Below are 15,589 nucleotides of genomic sequence, written 5' to 3'. Positions count from 1 at the left end.
ACCCCGAGCCTGTCATGCCGACCCTGCCCGCTCCTTACGCCGAAACCCTCCGTTACAGCCCCTTCCTCGCGCGTCTGCTCGAATCCCGTCCCTGGCTCACGGAACGGCTCGCCGCCACGCTCGACCTCCCCATCGACCGCGAGGCGATGCAGACGTTCCTTGCCGATCTGCCCGGTCCGCTGCCGTTTGACCCCGACGAACGGCTGGAATCCGCCCTGCGCCGGCTACGCACCCGAGTTCTGGCGCACGTCGCCCTGCGCGATCTCGCTGGCCGCGCCGACCTCGACGAAGTCACCGGCACCATGACCACGCTGGCCGAAGTCGCCCTGGAGACCGCCCACGACCATGCCTTCGAGCGTCTCATCGAACGCCACGGCCGCCCCCTCTCCCCCTCCGGCTGGGAACAGGAACTCCTCGTCGTCGGCATGGGCAAGCTCGGCGGGCGCGAACTCAACGTCTCCTCCGACATCGACCTCGTCTTCCTCTACCCCGAAGACGGCGACACCGCCGGCCCGAAAATCCTCAGCAATTTCGAGTTCTTCGAGCGGCTCGGCCGGCGCATCATCCACCTCCTCGGCGCCCCCACCGCCGACGGATTCGTCTTTCGCGTCGACATGCGCCTGCGTCCGCACGGCGACTCCGGACCGCTCGTGTGTTCCTTCGACATGCTCGAAGACTACCTCCTCACCCAGGGGCGGGAATGGGAACGCTATGCCTGGATCAAGGGGCGGGTGCTGCGCGGCGAGCGCTGGCAGGAACTCGAATCCCTCGTGCGCCCTTTCGTCTTTCGCAAATATCTCGACTACGGCGCGATCGAAGCCATGCGGGCGCTGCACGCCCAGATCCGCCACGAAGTGATGCGGCAGGATCGGCTCGACGACGTCAAGCTCGGTCCTGGTGGCATCCGCGAGATCGAGTTCATCGCCCAGGTGCATCAGCTCATCCGCGGCGGCCGCGACCCCGCACTCCAGATCCGCCCCACGCGCCAGGTCCTGCGTCGGCTCGCCGAACGCGACATCCTGCCCGCCGAGACCGCCGCGGCCCTCGACGAAGCTTACGTCTTCCTGCGTCGCGTCGAACACCGCCTGCAATACTGGGAAGACGCACAGACCCATCGCCTGCCGCGCGACGACACCCAGCGCCTGCTGCTCGCCCAAGCCATGGGCCACCCCGACTGGCCCAGCTTCGAGCGCGAATTACGGCGCCACCGTGAGCGCGTCGCCGCCGAATCCACGCACGTATTCGGGCAAGAAGCGCGAAGCACCACCGTAGCCGTACCGGTACTCAGTGCCGCCGTCGACGAACTCGAACACTGTCTGCAAGAACGCGGCTTCGCTCGGCCCCAGGAGCTCGCCCGACGCATCGACGCCTTCCGCACTTCGCCGCGCACCCGGGCGCTCACCGCCGCCGACCGCAACCGGCTCGACGCCCTGCTGCCACGCGCCATCGACATCGCCGCCACGCACCCCAAACGCGACGAGGTGCTCGAGCGCCTCCTCGAACTCTTCGAGGCCATCGGCCGGCGCAGCGCCTACCTCTCGCTACTGCAGGAATACCCGCAGGCACTGCGGCGCGTGGCCGAGCTCGTCGGCGCGGCGCGCCAGGCCGCCACCTACCTCACGCGCCACCCCATTCTGCTCGACGAAATCCTCGACGAGCGCCACCTCGACGAAGAACCCGACTGGCCCACCTTCGCGCACGAGCTCGAGCGCCTGCTCGATGCCCTCGAACCCGATGCCGAACGCCAAATGGACCTGATGCGCGAACACCACCATGCCCAAGCCTTTCGCCTGCTCATGCGCGACCTCGCCGGGCGACTCACCGTGGAGCGCCTCTCGGACCACCTCTCGGCGCTCGCCGACACGCTGCTCAACCTCACCCTGCGCTACGTCTGGCGCAAGCTGCGCCGCCGCCACACCGACACCCCGCGTTTCGCCGTGATCGCCTATGGCAAACTCGGCAGCAAGGAGCTGGGTTACGTCTCCGATCTCGACCTCGTCTACCTCTTCGACGACCCCCACCCCGACGCACTCGAAACCTACACCCGCTACGCCCAGCGCATCAACACCTGGCTCTCCACCCGCACCGCCGCCGGCATCCTCTATGAAGTCGACCTGCGCCTGCGGCCCGACGGCGAGGCCGGACTCCCCGTCACGCCGCTCGAAGGCTTCCATCGCTATCAACGCGAGAAAGCCTGGACCTGGGAACACCAAGCGCTCACCCGCGCCCGCTTCTGCGCCGGCGACCCCGAACTCGGCGCGCGCTTCGAAGCCATCCGCCGCGAAATCCTCTGCCTGCCGCGCGATCCTGCCAAGCTCAGGGAAGAAGTGCTCGCCATGCGGCAAAAGATGCGCGACGCCCACCCCTCCCGTCCCCGCCTCTTTCACCTCAAACACGACCCGGGCGGACTCATCGACGTCGAATTCCTCGTGCAATACCTCGTGCTCGCGCACGCCCACGAACACCCCGAACTCACCGCGAACACTGGTAACATCGCCCTGCTACGCTGTGCGGCAGACTTGGGGCTCATCGACGCCACGCTCGCCCGGCAGGTCGCCGACGCCTATCGCGAACTGCGTCGGCTGCAGCACCGCCAACGCCTCGACGAACTTCCGGCCGTCGTCCCCGAAGGCGAAGCCGCGGCCCTGCGCGAGCCCATCATCGCCCTATGGCGGCAAATTTTCACCTGATGCACGAGGAGCAGACATGGCCGTCGAAACCGAACTCAAGCTCGGAATCCGCCGCGGCGATCTGCCGAAGCTGCGCGCCCACCCCCTGCTCGCGACGGCGCGCCACCATCCCCCGGTGCGCGTCGACAGCACCTATTACGATACCGAAGACGAGACCCTCGCGCGCCACGGCATCGCGCTGCGCCTGCGCCGAATGGCCAGACGCACCTTACTCACGGTCAAGACCGCCGCCCCCAGCCGCGGCGGGCTCTCCTCGCGCAATGAATGGGAAGCTCCCTGGCCGGGCACGTTCGACTTCGCCTTCGTCGAAGACGACGCCGTACGCGAGCGCCTGGAAAAAGTGCGCGAGCACCTCGAACCACGCTTTCGCACCCGCTTTCGCCGCGAACTCTGGGAACTCCCCTACGGCGAGGGACACATCGAGATCGCGCTCGACCTCGGCCGGCTGGAAGCCGGAACGGCTCATCTTCCCCTCCACGAGCTCGAACTCGAGGCCTACGACGTCCCCGCCATCGAACTCCTCGCACTCGCCCGCGCATTGGCCCAAGACCTCTCGCTATGGCCCGAAAACCTCAGTAAAGCCGAACGCGCACGCCAGCTCGCCGCCGGCACCTGGGCCGCCCCCGTCAAAGCCACGGAAGTCGAGCTCGATCCCAAGGACGACCCCCTCGCGGCGCTGCGCACGCTCGCCGACGAAGTGCTCGCCCACTGGAGCGGCAACCTGGCGCTGCTGCCCTACCGCCACGACCCCGAATACCTGCACCAGATCCGCGTCGCGCTGCGCCGGCTAAGGGCGCTGCTGCAGATCTTCGAGCCGGTCACCGGCCCTGAATTCGCCGACGAGTGGCGAACCCGACTCGGCGAGCTCGCCACCGAGCTGGGGCAGGTACGCGACCTCGACGTGCTCCTCGACGAGCTGCTCGCCCCCGCCCTCGAACGCTGCCCCGTCGAACGCGAAGCGCTCGCCGAACTCGCGGCGCGGCTCTCCGGCGAGCGCGACAAATTGCGCCGCCGCAGCGGCCGGCTCGACCCCGGCCGCCACGGACGGGTGCTCCTCGACTTCCTCGCTGCGCTCGAGGCGCTGCCCGGCAACGCCCTCATCCGCGCCAGCGACCTGCGCCACTTCGCCCGCGACCGGGTCGCAGCGCTACGCAAGAAAGCCCGCCGGCGGTTCGCCGCCCACCTCGCCGAGCCTTCGCCCGAAACAAAACATCGGCTGCGCATCGCCCTCAAAAAGCTGCGCTATGGGCTAGAATTCTTTCAATCCCTGTGGCGAGGCAAGACCACCGCCCGAGCGCTCGTCCGGCTCAAACGGGCCCTCGACGTGCTCGGCCACGCCCAAGATTGGCACGCGGCGCAAGACATGCTCACCCAGCGGCAAAAACGCCATCCCGACGAGCGGCTCGCCGCCGCCGTACTGCTCGCCTGGCACCACGAGCGCATCGCCCGTAACTCTGCCGAGATCCTCGGCAACCTCGAAGACTGGCTCGAAGACGACCTCACCGGATGACGCACATGGACCTCCTTCTCTGGCGCCACGCCGAAGCCCAGGACGGGCACGACGACCTCGCCCGCCCCCTCACCGAACACGGCCACCGCCAGGCCAAGCGCATCGCCCGCTGGCTGGAACGGCACGCCCCCGAAGACCTGCGCCGCTGCTGCAGCCCCGCGCGCCGCGCCCGTGAAACGCTCGAAGCCTGGACCAAGGACTACGAACTCCTGCCCGAAGCCGCCCCCGGCGCCGCGCCCCTGGCCGTGCTCGCCGCCATCGGCTGGCCCGAGCTCGAACGCCCCACCCTCATCGTCGGCCACCAACCCACCCTCGGCGGCATCGCCGCGCTCGTCCTCGCCGGCCAGCACAGCACCTGGTCGATCCGGCGCAGCGCCCTGTGGTGGTTCAAACGCCGCCAACGCCACGGCCACGTCGAGACGGTGCTGCGCGTCGTGCTCGATGCGGAACTGCTCGACTGAAGCGCCACTAACCCCTCCCCCTTCCCTATCGATACCTACTTGCGCCGCCGCCCGTCCTCCTCTCCGGGCGGCGGGAAGCATCTCTCTTTTCCCGTCCCCGCATAAGGGGATTGCACGCGTGTAAAAAACTCATATAATCCGTTAATCCAATAATTTTGTGGATTCGCGATGGCGATTTCGATCCGCATCAAACTGCAATCCCTGACGGTCGCCACCCTCATCGGCCTGCTCGTCGTCGCAGCAGTGGCGCTGGGTTTCCACCGCACCGCGCTCATCGAAGATCGCAGAGCCGAAGTTCGCCATCTCGTCGAAAGCGCCCACTCGGTTTTACAGCATTACTATGAACTACAGCGCTCGGGCGCGCTCGATGAGGCAAGCGCCCAGCGCGCGGCAGCCGAGACGATCTCGCGCATGCGCTACCGCGGCACCGAATACTTTTGGATCAACGATCTCGGTCGCCCCTTTCCGCGCATGATCATGCACCCGACCGTTCCCTCGCTCAATGGCAAGGAACTTTCCGATGAACGGTTCAACTGCGCCACGATGCAACAGGCAGGAATCGACGCACCCATCGAGCGCACAGACGGGAAGAAAAATCTTTTCGTCGCCGCCGTGGAAGTCGCCAGCCGCAGCGGCGAAGGCTACGTCGGCTATCTCTGGCCCAAGCCTCTTGCCGATGGCGGCGTCACGCAAGAGCGTTATCCCAAGCTCTCCTTCGTCAAACGATTCGAACCCTGGCAGTGGATGATCGGCAGCGGCATCTACATCGACGACGTCGATGCTCTGTTCTGGCAGCAAGCGCTACGCCTCGGCGGCCTGATCGCACTGATCGCCCTGCTGCTGGGCGTGGGGATGTGGGCCGTCAGCCGCACCATCCTCGCCCCACTTTCCGCCTTGCAGACAGCCCTCGTTACCGCCGAACGCAACAACGATCTGACGGTACAGGCGCCGATCCGGCAGGATGACGAACTCGGGGCGATCGCCCGCGCGTTCAATACCATGATGGGCGCTTTTCGCCAGGCACTGGGCGCAGTCTCCCGCGGTGCCCATGCCGTCTTCAGCTCCAGCGCGTCGATCGCCCAATCGACCGAAACGCTTGCGCGACGCGCGACCGAGCAAAGCGAGGCGAGCACCTCGATGGCGAGCGCCGTCGAACAGCTCACCGCCAGCATCGACCAAATTGCCACCAGCGCCGATGAAACGGTCCAGATTGCCCATGAATGGCAGCGCCTCGCCACGGAAGGCGAGGACTCCATCGGCAGGGCCATCGAAGAGATGCGGGGTATCGTTCAGGAAGTCCGGGAGACGGCGCAACAGATCGCGACGCTTGGCGAGCGTTCCACGGAAATCTCCTCCGTGGTCAACACCATCTCCGAGATTGCGGATCAAACGAACTTGCTCGCCTTGAACGCGGCGATTGAGGCGGCGCGCGCCGGAGAATCGGGGCGCGGCTTTGCCGTGGTCGCCGACGAGGTGCGAAAGCTCGCTGAACGCACCTCGGTCGCCACGGCGGAAATCACCCAGATGATCAGCGCCTTGCAAGAAGGCACAAGCAAGGCCGTTGCCGGCATGGAACACGGCACTCAACGCGTCGAGCAGGGCGTTGGCCTAACGCTCCAGGTGGGCGAGACCATGCACGGTATCCGCGAAGGAACGCAAAAAGTGCTCGAGGCAATTCGCGACATCTCCGCGGCCTTACAGGAACAACGGGCAGCGAGCGCTCAAGTTGCACACAATATCGAACGCACAGCCGATTCGGTAGAGCAAACCCGCCAGGAAACCGAGCGCATCGCCCAGGCGGCAAGCGACCTGGAGCGGCTTGCGCAAGAAGTCGAAGCCGTCATCGCCCGGTTCCGACTTTGATCTCTTATCTTCATGGCCACTTTTCCCCCTCGCTCATACCCGGCCGGAATCCCCCGATTCCGGCCACAGGTCCTGGCCTCGTAGAAGGCGGCATCGGTGGGGATGTGCGCAGGCGCTCGCTCTCACACCTTCCCAGCAAAGCGCTTCGTCGCCGACGGCACGGCCGTAGCGGGTCAGGAACCGGTTCCTCCACCCTCTGACACGCGAAGGCAATCCCCCCTATTGCGGCGCACCAATCGCAGCATTACACTTCCCCTTTTCCGGAAACGACTTACGACGATGGCCCTCGACAGCACCACTCCTCCGCCCAACGGCACGCGGCGCGTCATCGACGGCGTCGAACGGGTCTATTACGACGGCTACTGGATCAAGACCTACCCCATCCCCAAAGACACGATCCAGGCCAAGCGCACCCTCATCGCCGCCCTCACCCGGCGCCTCTTCAACCACGTCGAACACGGCCTCAACATCCCCGGCAAACGGCTCGACGAAGCCCGCGCCGCCTATCAGGCGGAAACCGACCCGCAGAAGAAGCGCGTCAAGGGCGCGATGCTCGCCGGCGCGCTCTTCAACCGCGCCACCGACATCTTCACCAAGCTCACCGAGCTCGAAGAGCTCGGCGTCAAGATCACCCCCAACAACGAACTGATGCGCGAATGCGGCCGCTGCCTGCAGGAAGCCCTCTCCCTGGGGCGGCTCGTATTGCACCGCAGCGGCGAAGAAGGGATCGACGAACTCTGGGGCGAACCCTTCCGCGCCTTTTCCATCCCGATCGAAGACTTCTACGAGAGCCGCTACCTCAAAATCGCCTGGTCGATGCGCGACATCGACCGGATCGCTCAAGTGATGTCCGCCACCATCGGACACCACCCTTTCTTCCAGGGCGTCACGCCCTACGTCGAAGCCTATGCCCGCGCCGCCAAAGTCAAGACCGAAACGCTGCGCACCGACAAGGAAATCTTCGACGTCTGGGCCGACTTCGTCGTCGCCGGCGAAAATCTCGCCAACTACAAACCCAAGCTCTCCACCCCCCCCTCACGCGACGAGCTGCTGCTCATCACCGATGGCGAGCGCCTCATCCTCGACGGCAAGGAACTCATCGGCCACATCACCCGCGCCCGAACGCCCATGCCCAAGAGCACCCAGAACTACATCGCCCGCTGCGAGCACTTCGCCACGGGAGCGCTTGCCATCACCCGGCACCGGCTGGTCGCCTGAAACAACCGGGCACCACGAAAAGCCGTTGCCTGCGGCTGCAGGGCAAGGCATCCGGTGCACGGAAGATGACGTCGATCACACAGCGAGACGAGCGTCCGAACCCCGGAGAACGCCACCATACAACCGCGCAGCAGCTTATTCGAGCCGCCTACAGGGAACACCCGGAAATGAGCACTTCGATTCTTCCCAAGCCCCTCATCGCGCTCCTGCTCATCGTCCTGCCGGTGCTCGCATGGTCATGGCACGAACCTGCCGATCGCCTCACCTGGTGGCTCGAAGCCATGCCGGTCGTGCTCGCGCTGCCGCTGCTGCTAGCCACCGGCCGGCGCTTCCCCCTCACGCCGCTGCTCTATGGGGTCACCGCGATCCATATGGTCTTCCTGCTCGTGGGCGCCCACTACACTTATTCCCAGACCCCTATCGGATCCTGGCTCGAGGAACTCCTCGCGCTGGAACGAAACCCCTACGACCGCATAGGCCATTTCCTGCAGGGCATCACGCCGGCGCTGCTCGCCCGCGAGCTGTTCGTACGCCTGGCCATCGTGCACGGCAAGGGCTGGCAACAGTTTCTCGCCGTGACGGTGGCGCTCGCCTTCAGCGCTTTCTATGAACTCCTCGAATGGGGCGCAGCCATGGCCTACGGTGCCGAAGCCGAACACTTCCTCGCCATGCAGGGCGACATCTGGGACACCCAATGGGACATGGCTACCGCGCTGATCGCCGCCATCTCGATCCTCCCGCTCAGTGATAGGCTGCACCGTCGGCAGATATCCACCCTCACCGTTCAGTCGGATCCTGCCGTCCCACCGTCTCGATGATCCCCCCGCCCAGGCACACGCGCGACTCATACACCACCACGCTCTGCCCCGGCGTGAGCGCCCACTGCGGCTGGGCGAACACGATCTCGGCGCGCTCACCTTCCACCCGCTCGATGTCGCAGGGCGCATCGGCAGAACGATAGCGGGGTTTGGCCGTATACACCCACTGCGTGTGCGGTGCCCGGCCCGAGATCCAGTGGCAGCGCACCGCCGTGAGCCGGTCGTGCCACAGCGCCGGGTGCGCCCGCCCCTGCACCACGTAGAGCACGTTCGCGGCCACGTCCTTGGCCGCCACGTACCACGCCTCGTGCTCCGCAGGATCCTCGCCGCCCTTGACCCCGCCGATGCCCAAGCCCTTGCGTTGCCCCAGCGTGTAGTACATCACCCCCTGGTGCGTGCCCAGCACGCGCCCGTCGTCGAGCGAGCGGATCTCGCCCGGGCGCGCCGGCAGGTAGCGCTGCAGGAACTCGCGAAACGGCCGCTCGCCGATGAAACAGATCCCCGTCGAATCCTTCTTCTCCGCCACCGGCAGCTCCAGCGCCCGCGCGATCCCGCGCACCTCGCGCTTGTAGAGCCGCCCCAGCGGAAACATCGAACGCGAAAGCTGCGCCTGATCGAGCCGGTAGAGAAAATAGCTCTGATCCTTCGTACCGTCTTCGGCCTTCAAGAGCTGATACGTCACCCCCTCCTCGTCCTCCCAGCGCCGCACCTGCGCGTAATGCCCCGTGGCGATGCGCTCGGCCCCCAGCGCCATGGCGTGATCGAGGAAACAGGCGAACTTGATCTCGGCGTTGCACAGCACGTCCGGATTGGGCGTGCGCCCCGCCGCGTATTCGGCGAGGAATTCCGAGAAGACCCGCTCCTTGTATTCCTTGGCGAAATTGACGACTTCCAGCTCGACGCCCAGCAGGTCGCACACGCTCACCACGTCGATCAGATCCTGGCGCGTGGAGCAATATTCCTCGTCGTCATCGTCTTCCCAATTCTTCATGAACACGCCCGTCACACGCCAGCCGCGCTCCTTCAGAATCCAGGCCGCCACCGACGAATCCACCCCGCCCGAGAGCCCCACCACCACGTGGCGCCCTTCGCCCGGCTCGACGCCGATCGCATCCCAATCGAGTTGCTCCATCACGACTCCTCAGCCCGCCAAATGGCGGATCAGATCCAGGCTGTAACGCCGCCCCTCGCGCCAATCGCGCACGCAGGAAAGCACCATGGGGCTGCGCAGACGCCCTTCGCGCCCCGCCGCCTCCACTTCTTCCGGCGATAGCCACAGCGTGCGCAAAATCCCCTCGTCCAGCGCGCGACCGGGCTCCTCGCCCGTCACCTTGCCGGAAAAGGCGAAGCGCAGATAGGTGAGCGCTCCGTCCGGTCGGGTCCATTGATACACCCCCACCACGGCGTTGGGCACGAACCGCAGACGGGTCTCTTCCAGTGTTTCGCGCGTCACGGCGTCGACGAGCGACTCCCCCGGCTCCAAATGTCCCGCCGGCTGGTTCAAGCGCACGCCGAACTCCGTCTCTTCCTCGACGAACAAAAAGTGCCCCTCACGCTCGATCACCGCCGCCACCGTCACGTGCGGCCGCCACACTTCGCCCATCGCGCGCCTCAGACTTTACCGAAAAAAGCATTATAAGACCGGCGAAGCAGCCTATAGGCGCCCGAACGACCGCCGACACGGCTACAGGACGGCATCGTGCGGTGCTCGAACGCCCCCGGATCGGAGGGCTTCGCAACCGATCCCGCTCATAGTGGTTTTTCGCGAGACTCGGAAGTGTGCGATCATTTTCTACTCCAACACGTGAGGAGACGACGATGAAACTCTATGACTATCCGCCTGCGCCGAACCCCCGACGCGTTCGCATCTTTCTCGCGGAGAAAGGCATCCAAGTGCCGACCGAAGCCGTGGATCTACGCCAGGGTGCGCAACTCAGCGAAACGTTCCGCCGAATCAACCCGCAGTGCGTGGTCCCCTACCTCGTGCTCGACGACGGCACCGGCATCAGCGAATCGATCGCCATCTGCCGCTACTTCGAAGCGCTGCAGCCTGACCCGCCGCTCTTCGGCAAGACCCCGCTCGAGCAGGCTCTGGTGGAAATGTGGAGTCGGCGCGCCGAGTTCGAAGGCTTGCTCGCCGTCGCCGATGCCTTGCGCAATTCCGCACCGGCTTTCAAGAACCGCGCACTCCCAGGCGCCGATGACTTCGAGCAGATTCCGGCCCTCGTCGAACGCGGACAGCGCCGCACGAAACGCTTTTTCGATGTACTGGAAGAGCGTCTCGCACACTCGACTTTTCTGGCGGGCGATTTCTTTTCAGTGGCCGACATCACCGCGTTCGTCACGGTGGACTTCGCCGGCTGGATCAAGCTCACCCTGCCAGAAACGCACATCAACGCTCGACGCTGGTACGAGACGGTACGGGCACGGCCGAGCGCCTCTGCCTAAAGGACTCGGTAGGTCAAACCTCTGCCTCCTGCGATGACGCACCGCCCTGAACGGGGCGATCGCGAAGTACCGGCTTTCCCGCATCCACTATCCACGCCATGACATTCTGCGGCCGCGCAGTAGGTCATTCGCGACGCTCCGTAGTATGATCGGTCCCATGCCCATCCAATGGTTTCCCGGCCACATGCACGCGGCGCGGCGCAAGCTCGAAGAGACGCTTGCCGACGTCGACGTGCTCATCGAAGTGCTCGACGCGCGCATTCCCGCAGCGAGCCGCAACCCTCTGCTCGAGACGCTGCGCCGCAGCCGGCAGCGCCCCTGCCTGAAACTGCTCAACAAGGCCGACCTCGCCGATCCGGCCCGTACAGCCGAATGGATCGCCGCCTTCGAGCGCGAAGAAGGCGTGCGTGCGCTCGCCGTCTGCGCCAAGAATCCGGCCGACGTACGTCGCATCCTGCCCGCCTGCGAGCGGCTCGCGCCGCACCGCAGCGAACCGACCAAACCGCTGCGCTTGATGATCGCCGGCATCCCCAACGTCGGCAAATCCACGCTGCTCAACGCCCTCCTCGGGCGCAAGGCCGCCAAGGTCGGGGACGAGCCGGCGGTGACGAAAAGTGTGCAACGCTACGATCTTCCGGGGCTGCGCAGCATCACCGATACCCCCGGCCTGATGTGGCCCAAAATCGAATTCGACGCCGACGGTTACCTGCTCGCCGCTTGCCACGCCATCGGGCGCAACGCCGTGGCCGAAGAGGAAGTCGCGGCCTTTCTCGCCGAGACCCTGATCGCCCAAGGATACGCCGATCGGCTCACCGCACGCTATCGTCTCGACCCCACGGGAATGAACGGCGACGAGATCGTCGCAGCCATCGGCGAGCGGCGCGGCTGCCGACGCAAAGGCGGCGAACTCGATCAGGAAAAGGCGGCCAATATCCTCCTGCAGGATTTTCGCGAGGGCAAGCTCGGCCCCCTCACCCTGGAGACCCCCGCCTCACGCGCCGCCATGATCGCCGCGCACGAGGCGGCCCTGCTCGCCGAAGCGGACGATCAGCCGACCAGGCGATAGCCTATCGGCACCGTGAGTTCACCGTGGGCGCACACGGCTGCGTCCCCCTCTAGCGCCGCGAGCCCCTCCCGCACGAGCGCGAGCGCCGCATCGTCGAGCCAGGGCGAACCCGACGAACGCTCGAGCCGCACGAGCGCTTTCCCATCGCTACAGGAGAGCCGCACCCAGACGGTGCCCTCCACACCCAGGCGGCGCGCCTTGGGCGGATAGACCTTGTGGGCTTCGAGCCAGGCGCGCAGCCGCTCGGCCCAAGGCGCCCCTCCCCCGGCTTCACCGTCGCCCTTCCCTTTCCTGCCACCGCCGACCGACGAGCCGCTCATCGCCCCTGCCGGTGGCGTTGGCGCGCCCTCCCCCTTCGCACCCGCAATCTCACCGCCGCCCCCCGCCCCATCGCCCTCCAAGGGATCCTGCACCGACACCTCGCCTTCCTCGCCAGCAAGCGCCGCCGCAGGTTGCTTTTCTGGTCGGGGAGCGTGAATCCTGGGCGATGGCACCTGCTCCGGCCTCGCTGCCGTGGCGCGCGCGCGTGGGGCCTCGACGGAACGTACCGCCGCCAGAGGTTCGGCAGGCGGCGGTCGTCGTGGCTCCTGGACCGGCGATTCCGCGGCAGCTGTCTCACGCCCCTGCTCCCCGCTCACCGGTTCTCCCCCCGCGACCCCCGTCGGCTCCTCCGTAAACGGTCCGATCAAGGACACGGCAAACGGCGGCGGCTCCCGAGGCGGCCAAGCGGACGAAAACCCCAGCGCCAGCAGTCCGTAGGCGAGCACGTGAAGCGCGAACGTCGCCACCCAGGCCGCCAACACGAATCGCCACTGCCCCGCCGCGCGTCGACGCTTTCCGCCGAACGAATCTTCTCGCATGATGCGTTTCAAAGAAAGCCAAACGGGAATTATCGCATCCGCAAGGTACGCACAGGCGCTCCATCGGCGTCCTGGATTTACGCTATCATTGAATATACCCCAGAGGGAGCGAGACCATGGCCGACAAAATCCCCGATCCAGTGCCCCAACACCCGCTGCTCGAGGGAAAACCCGAGATCGCGCGGGGGCGCTACAGCATCGTGCTCGACAAGGGGGACGGCGAGCGCGTCTATAAAATCATCACCCATCCGGACGAATACCTGCTCTACGCCGCCGACGACCGCCCTCAAGGGCCGCACTTCCCCATCGTCTACACCTATCACGGCATCATCGGACGCGCCAGCAACGGCTTTCCCATGCACCTCTTCGAGGTGGAGAAACTCTACCCCATCCCCGAGACGAGCCCCGCCGCCGACACCGCCCGGCGCCTGGTCCACGCCTGGTGGGACCTATGCCAGCAGTGGCAGCAGCTCGGCCAGATAATGGGCCGCATCGCCTTGCAGCAGCTCACCGAGCTCAAACCCCCGCCGTTCGACGCCGGCATGAAACAGGCTGTCGAAGCGCTGGCGCGATTCGCCGAGACCTACCGCGTGATTCCCGACCTCCTCAGCCGCGACAACCTCATGATGCGCAAGGACGGTACGCTCGTTTTCTCCGACCCCATCCGCCCCGGCAAAGATTGACGCTCACGTAATTTTTGCCTCGAGCGTCCACCGCCCCTGCCCTGGCGCCGCCTCCAGCCGGCCGCTGAGCCAGGGCAGCCCCTCTTGCAGGCGTTGTGGCAACACATACGGCGGATGCAGCACCACGAGGCCGCTCACCGTCATGCCGCGGCCGCCCACGGGTGGCGGCGCCACCTGCAGTTCCACCCGCAGATGATCTTCCGGCGCCAGGTTCGCCAGACGCCGGCGCAGCTCCTCCGCCTCCACCCGCCGCAGGCGCGGATACCATACGAGCACCGTCGCCTGCGGAAATTTCGCCAACATCGCCCGCACGGCGGGGATGAGCCGCACGTAGTCGCCGCGCACTTCATAGGGAGGATCGACGAGGATCACTCCCCGACGCGAGGGCGGCGGCAGCACCTGCAGCACCCCGGCAAAACCGTCGGTCGCCAGGCAACGCACCTGCGCATCCCCGGCGAAGAGCCGCTCGAGCGCGGCGAAATCGCGCGGATGGCGCTCGAAACACACCAGACGATCGCCCCCCTTGCCACGGGCACCGGCGCGGGCGAACTGCCGCGCGATCGCCGGTGAGCCGGGGTAGAGCTCCAGTCGCCCGGTGGGGTTGAACGCTGCCACGGCCTCCAGATACGCGGAGAACACTGCCGGTGCCTCGGCGCGCGCCGCCCACAGGCGCGCGATCCCTTCGCGGAATTCATGGCTCGCCTGCGTACCCCCCACCCCAACGCCCAGCCGATAGAGGCCAGCGCCGGCGTGGGTGTCGACGTAGGTCCAGGGCGCGGGCTTGGCGTTGAAGTAGGTCAATACTTCAGCCAGTACCCAGTGCTTGAGCACATCGGCGTGATTGCCCGCGTGAAAACCGTGGCGATAGCTCAGCACCGTCCCGTCCTTTCACTCGTCATCGAATCGGCAAACCCGAGGCATCGAACATTCCCTCGAAAAGCGCCGAGCTCAGGTAACGCTCGCCCGAATCGGGCAGGACGACGACGATGGTCTTTCCGGCGTATTCGTCCCGTTTGGCCAGCCGCAGCGCCGCTACCACCGCCGCGCCGCTCGAGATGCCGGCGAGGATTCCTTCCTCGCGGGCGAGTCGCCGGGCAGTCTCCATGGCCTCTTCGTCGCCCACCCGCTCGATCAAGTCGATGAGTGACAGGTCCAGCACCTCCGGCACGAACCCCGCACCGATGCCCTGGATCTTGTGCGGCCCTGGCTTGATCGGCAAGCCTTCACGCGCCTGCGTGAGCACGGGGCTACCCGCCGGCTCCACCGCCACCGACACGATGGGTTTGCCCCGAGTCTTCTTCAGGTAACGGCTCACGCCGGTGATGGTGCCACCGGTGCCCACGCCGGCGACGAAGACATCCACCTGCCCGTCGGTGTCCTTCCAGATCTCGGGTCCCGTGGTCTGCTCATGAATGGCCGGGTTGGCCGGATTGCGGAACTGCTGCAGCATCACGTAGCGCTGGGGGTCGGAAGCGGCGATCGCCTCGGCACGCTCGATCGCACCCTTCATGCCCTTGGCCCCTTCGGTGAGCACCAGCTTGGCGCCAAAGACGGCGAGTAGTTTCCGGCGCTCCAGACTCATCGTCTCGGGCATGGTGAGCGTGAGGGGAATCCCCTTGGCCGCGGCCACGAACGCGAGCGCGATCCCCGTGTTGCCACTCGTGGGCTCGATGAGCTCCTTGCCCGGACCGAGCACCCCCCGTCGCTCGGCATCGGCCACCATGGACGCGCCGATGCGGCACTTCACGGAAAACGCGGGATTGCGCGCCTCGATCTTGGCGAGCACCGTCGCCTTGGCCCCGGCGGTGAGGCGGTTCAAGCGCACGAGCGGCGTGCGCCCAATAGATGCGGGATTGTCGGCAAACCAGTTGGCCATCACTCCGTCTCCTTCGACATGCGGTACCCCCATGATACCGCGCGCCGTACCGTCGCCCTACAACCCACCGCTCGAAGCTCATGGCGGCTCGGGAAT

Annotated in this window: 14 protein-coding genes; 9 read left to right on the top strand and 5 right to left on the bottom strand. The window is 66.3% G+C overall.

What is annotated here, in order from left to right:
- Nucleotides 1–14 precede the first annotated feature (14 nt).
- The 6 genes from glnE to GV368_RS00745 all read left to right on the top strand — a co-directional run bounded on the left by glnE (nt 15) and on the right by GV368_RS00745 (nt 8,560).
- Entirely contained in the window at nt 15–2,690 is a 2,676-nt protein-coding gene (gene glnE / locus GV368_RS00770) for a bifunctional [glutamate--ammonia ligase]-adenylyl-L-tyrosine phosphorylase/[glutamate--ammonia-ligase] adenylyltransferase (protein WP_169114645.1), read from the top strand.
- Between the two features lie 16 nt (nt 2,691–2,706).
- Nucleotides 2,707–4,200, top strand: coding sequence for a CYTH and CHAD domain-containing protein (locus GV368_RS00765; RefSeq protein ID WP_169114643.1), 1,494 nt, complete (start codon nt 2,707–2,709; stop codon nt 4,198–4,200).
- Nucleotides 4,201–4,205: 5 nt separating this feature from the next.
- Nucleotides 4,206–4,661 carry a SixA phosphatase family protein gene (locus GV368_RS00760; RefSeq protein ID WP_169114641.1) on the top strand — a complete coding sequence of 152 codons (456 nt, stop codon included), beginning with the start codon at nt 4,206–4,208 and terminating at the stop codon, nt 4,659–4,661.
- 168 nt (nt 4,662–4,829) lie between these two features.
- On the top strand, nt 4,830–6,524 hold the full coding sequence (locus tag GV368_RS00755; protein ID WP_169114639.1) for a methyl-accepting chemotaxis protein: 1,695 nt from the start codon (nt 4,830–4,832) through the stop codon (nt 6,522–6,524).
- A 279-nt stretch (nt 6,525–6,803) separates the two neighbouring features.
- Nucleotides 6,804–7,742, top strand: a complete 939-nt coding sequence (locus GV368_RS00750) for a hypothetical protein (protein WP_169114637.1) — start codon at nt 6,804–6,806, stop codon at nt 7,740–7,742.
- 167 nt (nt 7,743–7,909) lie between these two features.
- Nucleotides 7,910–8,560, top strand: a complete 651-nt coding sequence (locus GV368_RS00745) for a DUF2238 domain-containing protein (protein ID WP_169114635.1) — start codon at nt 7,910–7,912, stop codon at nt 8,558–8,560.
- Here the strand turns inward: GV368_RS00745 and mnmA are convergent.
- Together mnmA and GV368_RS00735 are read right to left on the bottom strand one after the other, a co-directional pair.
- Nucleotides 8,520–9,692, bottom strand: coding sequence for a tRNA 2-thiouridine(34) synthase MnmA (mnmA, locus tag GV368_RS00740; RefSeq protein ID WP_169114633.1), 1,173 nt, complete (start codon nt 9,690–9,692; stop codon nt 8,520–8,522). The two genes, GV368_RS00745 and mnmA, sit on opposite strands and share 41 nt — an antisense overlap.
- A gap of 9 nt (nt 9,693–9,701) precedes the next feature.
- Nucleotides 9,702–10,163 (bottom strand): NUDIX hydrolase, encoded by a 462-nt coding sequence (locus tag GV368_RS00735; RefSeq protein WP_169114631.1) that lies wholly within the window; start codon nt 10,161–10,163, stop codon nt 9,702–9,704.
- Nucleotides 10,164–10,378: 215 nt separating this feature from the next.
- On the opposite strand from GV368_RS00735, the gene GV368_RS00730 reads away from it, so the two are divergent.
- Nucleotides 10,379–11,008 (top strand): glutathione S-transferase family protein, encoded by a 630-nt coding sequence (locus GV368_RS00730; protein WP_169114629.1) that lies wholly within the window; start codon nt 10,379–10,381, stop codon nt 11,006–11,008.
- 157 nt (nt 11,009–11,165) lie between these two features.
- On the top strand, nt 11,166–12,074 hold the full coding sequence (gene ylqF, locus GV368_RS00725) for a ribosome biogenesis GTPase YlqF (protein WP_169114627.1): 909 nt from the start codon (nt 11,166–11,168) through the stop codon (nt 12,072–12,074).
- Here the strand turns inward: ylqF and GV368_RS00720 are convergent.
- Nucleotides 12,056–12,934 carry an energy transducer TonB gene (locus tag GV368_RS00720; protein WP_169114625.1) on the bottom strand — a complete coding sequence of 293 codons (879 nt, stop codon included), beginning with the start codon at nt 12,932–12,934 and terminating at the stop codon, nt 12,056–12,058. The genes ylqF and GV368_RS00720 overlap by 19 nt on opposite strands.
- Nucleotides 12,935–13,050: 116 nt before the next feature.
- Here GV368_RS00720 and GV368_RS00715 point away from each other — a divergent pair, with 116 nt between their 5' ends.
- Nucleotides 13,051–13,617 carry a hypothetical protein gene (locus GV368_RS00715; RefSeq protein ID WP_169114623.1) on the top strand — a complete coding sequence of 189 codons (567 nt, stop codon included), beginning with the start codon at nt 13,051–13,053 and terminating at the stop codon, nt 13,615–13,617.
- Nucleotides 13,618–13,620: 3 nt separating this feature from the next.
- Here the strand turns inward: GV368_RS00715 and GV368_RS00710 are convergent, their stop codons facing one another.
- Nucleotides 13,621–14,493 (bottom strand): 23S rRNA (adenine(2030)-N(6))-methyltransferase RlmJ, encoded by an 873-nt coding sequence (locus GV368_RS00710; RefSeq protein ID WP_142803661.1) that lies wholly within the window; start codon nt 14,491–14,493, stop codon nt 13,621–13,623.
- A gap of 19 nt (nt 14,494–14,512) precedes the next feature.
- Nucleotides 14,513–15,493 carry a cysteine synthase A gene (gene cysK / locus GV368_RS00705; protein WP_169114621.1) on the bottom strand — a complete coding sequence of 327 codons (981 nt, stop codon included), beginning with the start codon at nt 15,491–15,493 and terminating at the stop codon, nt 14,513–14,515.
- Nucleotides 15,494–15,589: the final 96 nt, after the last annotated feature.

Origin of the sequence: Tepidiphilus baoligensis, assembly GCF_012911495.1 — a bacterium.
Classification (GTDB): Bacteria; Pseudomonadota; Gammaproteobacteria; order Burkholderiales; family Rhodocyclaceae; genus Tepidiphilus; species Tepidiphilus olei.
The sequence above is the reverse complement of the archived record's forward strand: the minus strand, read 5'-3'. Positions and strand labels throughout refer to the sequence as shown.

Coding starts and splice junctions, on each gene's coding strand:
- glnE (WP_169114645.1), top strand. CDS start 15: ATGCCGACCCTGCCCGCTCCTTACGCCGAAACCCTCCGTTACAGCCCC.
- GV368_RS00765 (WP_169114643.1), top strand. CDS start 2,707: ATGGCCGTCGAAACCGAACTCAAGCTCGGAATCCGCCGCGGCGATCTG.
- GV368_RS00760 (WP_169114641.1), top strand. CDS start 4,206: ATGGACCTCCTTCTCTGGCGCCACGCCGAAGCCCAGGACGGGCACGAC.
- GV368_RS00755 (WP_169114639.1), top strand. CDS start 4,830: ATGGCGATTTCGATCCGCATCAAACTGCAATCCCTGACGGTCGCCACC.
- GV368_RS00750 (WP_169114637.1), top strand. CDS start 6,804: ATGGCCCTCGACAGCACCACTCCTCCGCCCAACGGCACGCGGCGCGTC.
- GV368_RS00745 (WP_169114635.1), top strand. CDS start 7,910: ATGAGCACTTCGATTCTTCCCAAGCCCCTCATCGCGCTCCTGCTCATC.
- mnmA (WP_169114633.1), bottom strand. CDS start 9,692: ATGGAGCAACTCGATTGGGATGCGATCGGCGTCGAGCCGGGCGAAGGG.
- GV368_RS00735 (WP_169114631.1), bottom strand. CDS start 10,163: ATGGGCGAAGTGTGGCGGCCGCACGTGACGGTGGCGGCGGTGATCGAG.
- GV368_RS00730 (WP_169114629.1), top strand. CDS start 10,379: ATGAAACTCTATGACTATCCGCCTGCGCCGAACCCCCGACGCGTTCGC.
- ylqF (WP_169114627.1), top strand. CDS start 11,166: ATGCCCATCCAATGGTTTCCCGGCCACATGCACGCGGCGCGGCGCAAG.
- GV368_RS00720 (WP_169114625.1), bottom strand. CDS start 12,934: ATGCGAGAAGATTCGTTCGGCGGAAAGCGTCGACGCGCGGCGGGGCAG.
- GV368_RS00715 (WP_169114623.1), top strand. CDS start 13,051: ATGGCCGACAAAATCCCCGATCCAGTGCCCCAACACCCGCTGCTCGAG.
- cysK (WP_169114621.1), bottom strand. CDS start 15,493: ATGGCCAACTGGTTTGCCGACAATCCCGCATCTATTGGGCGCACGCCG.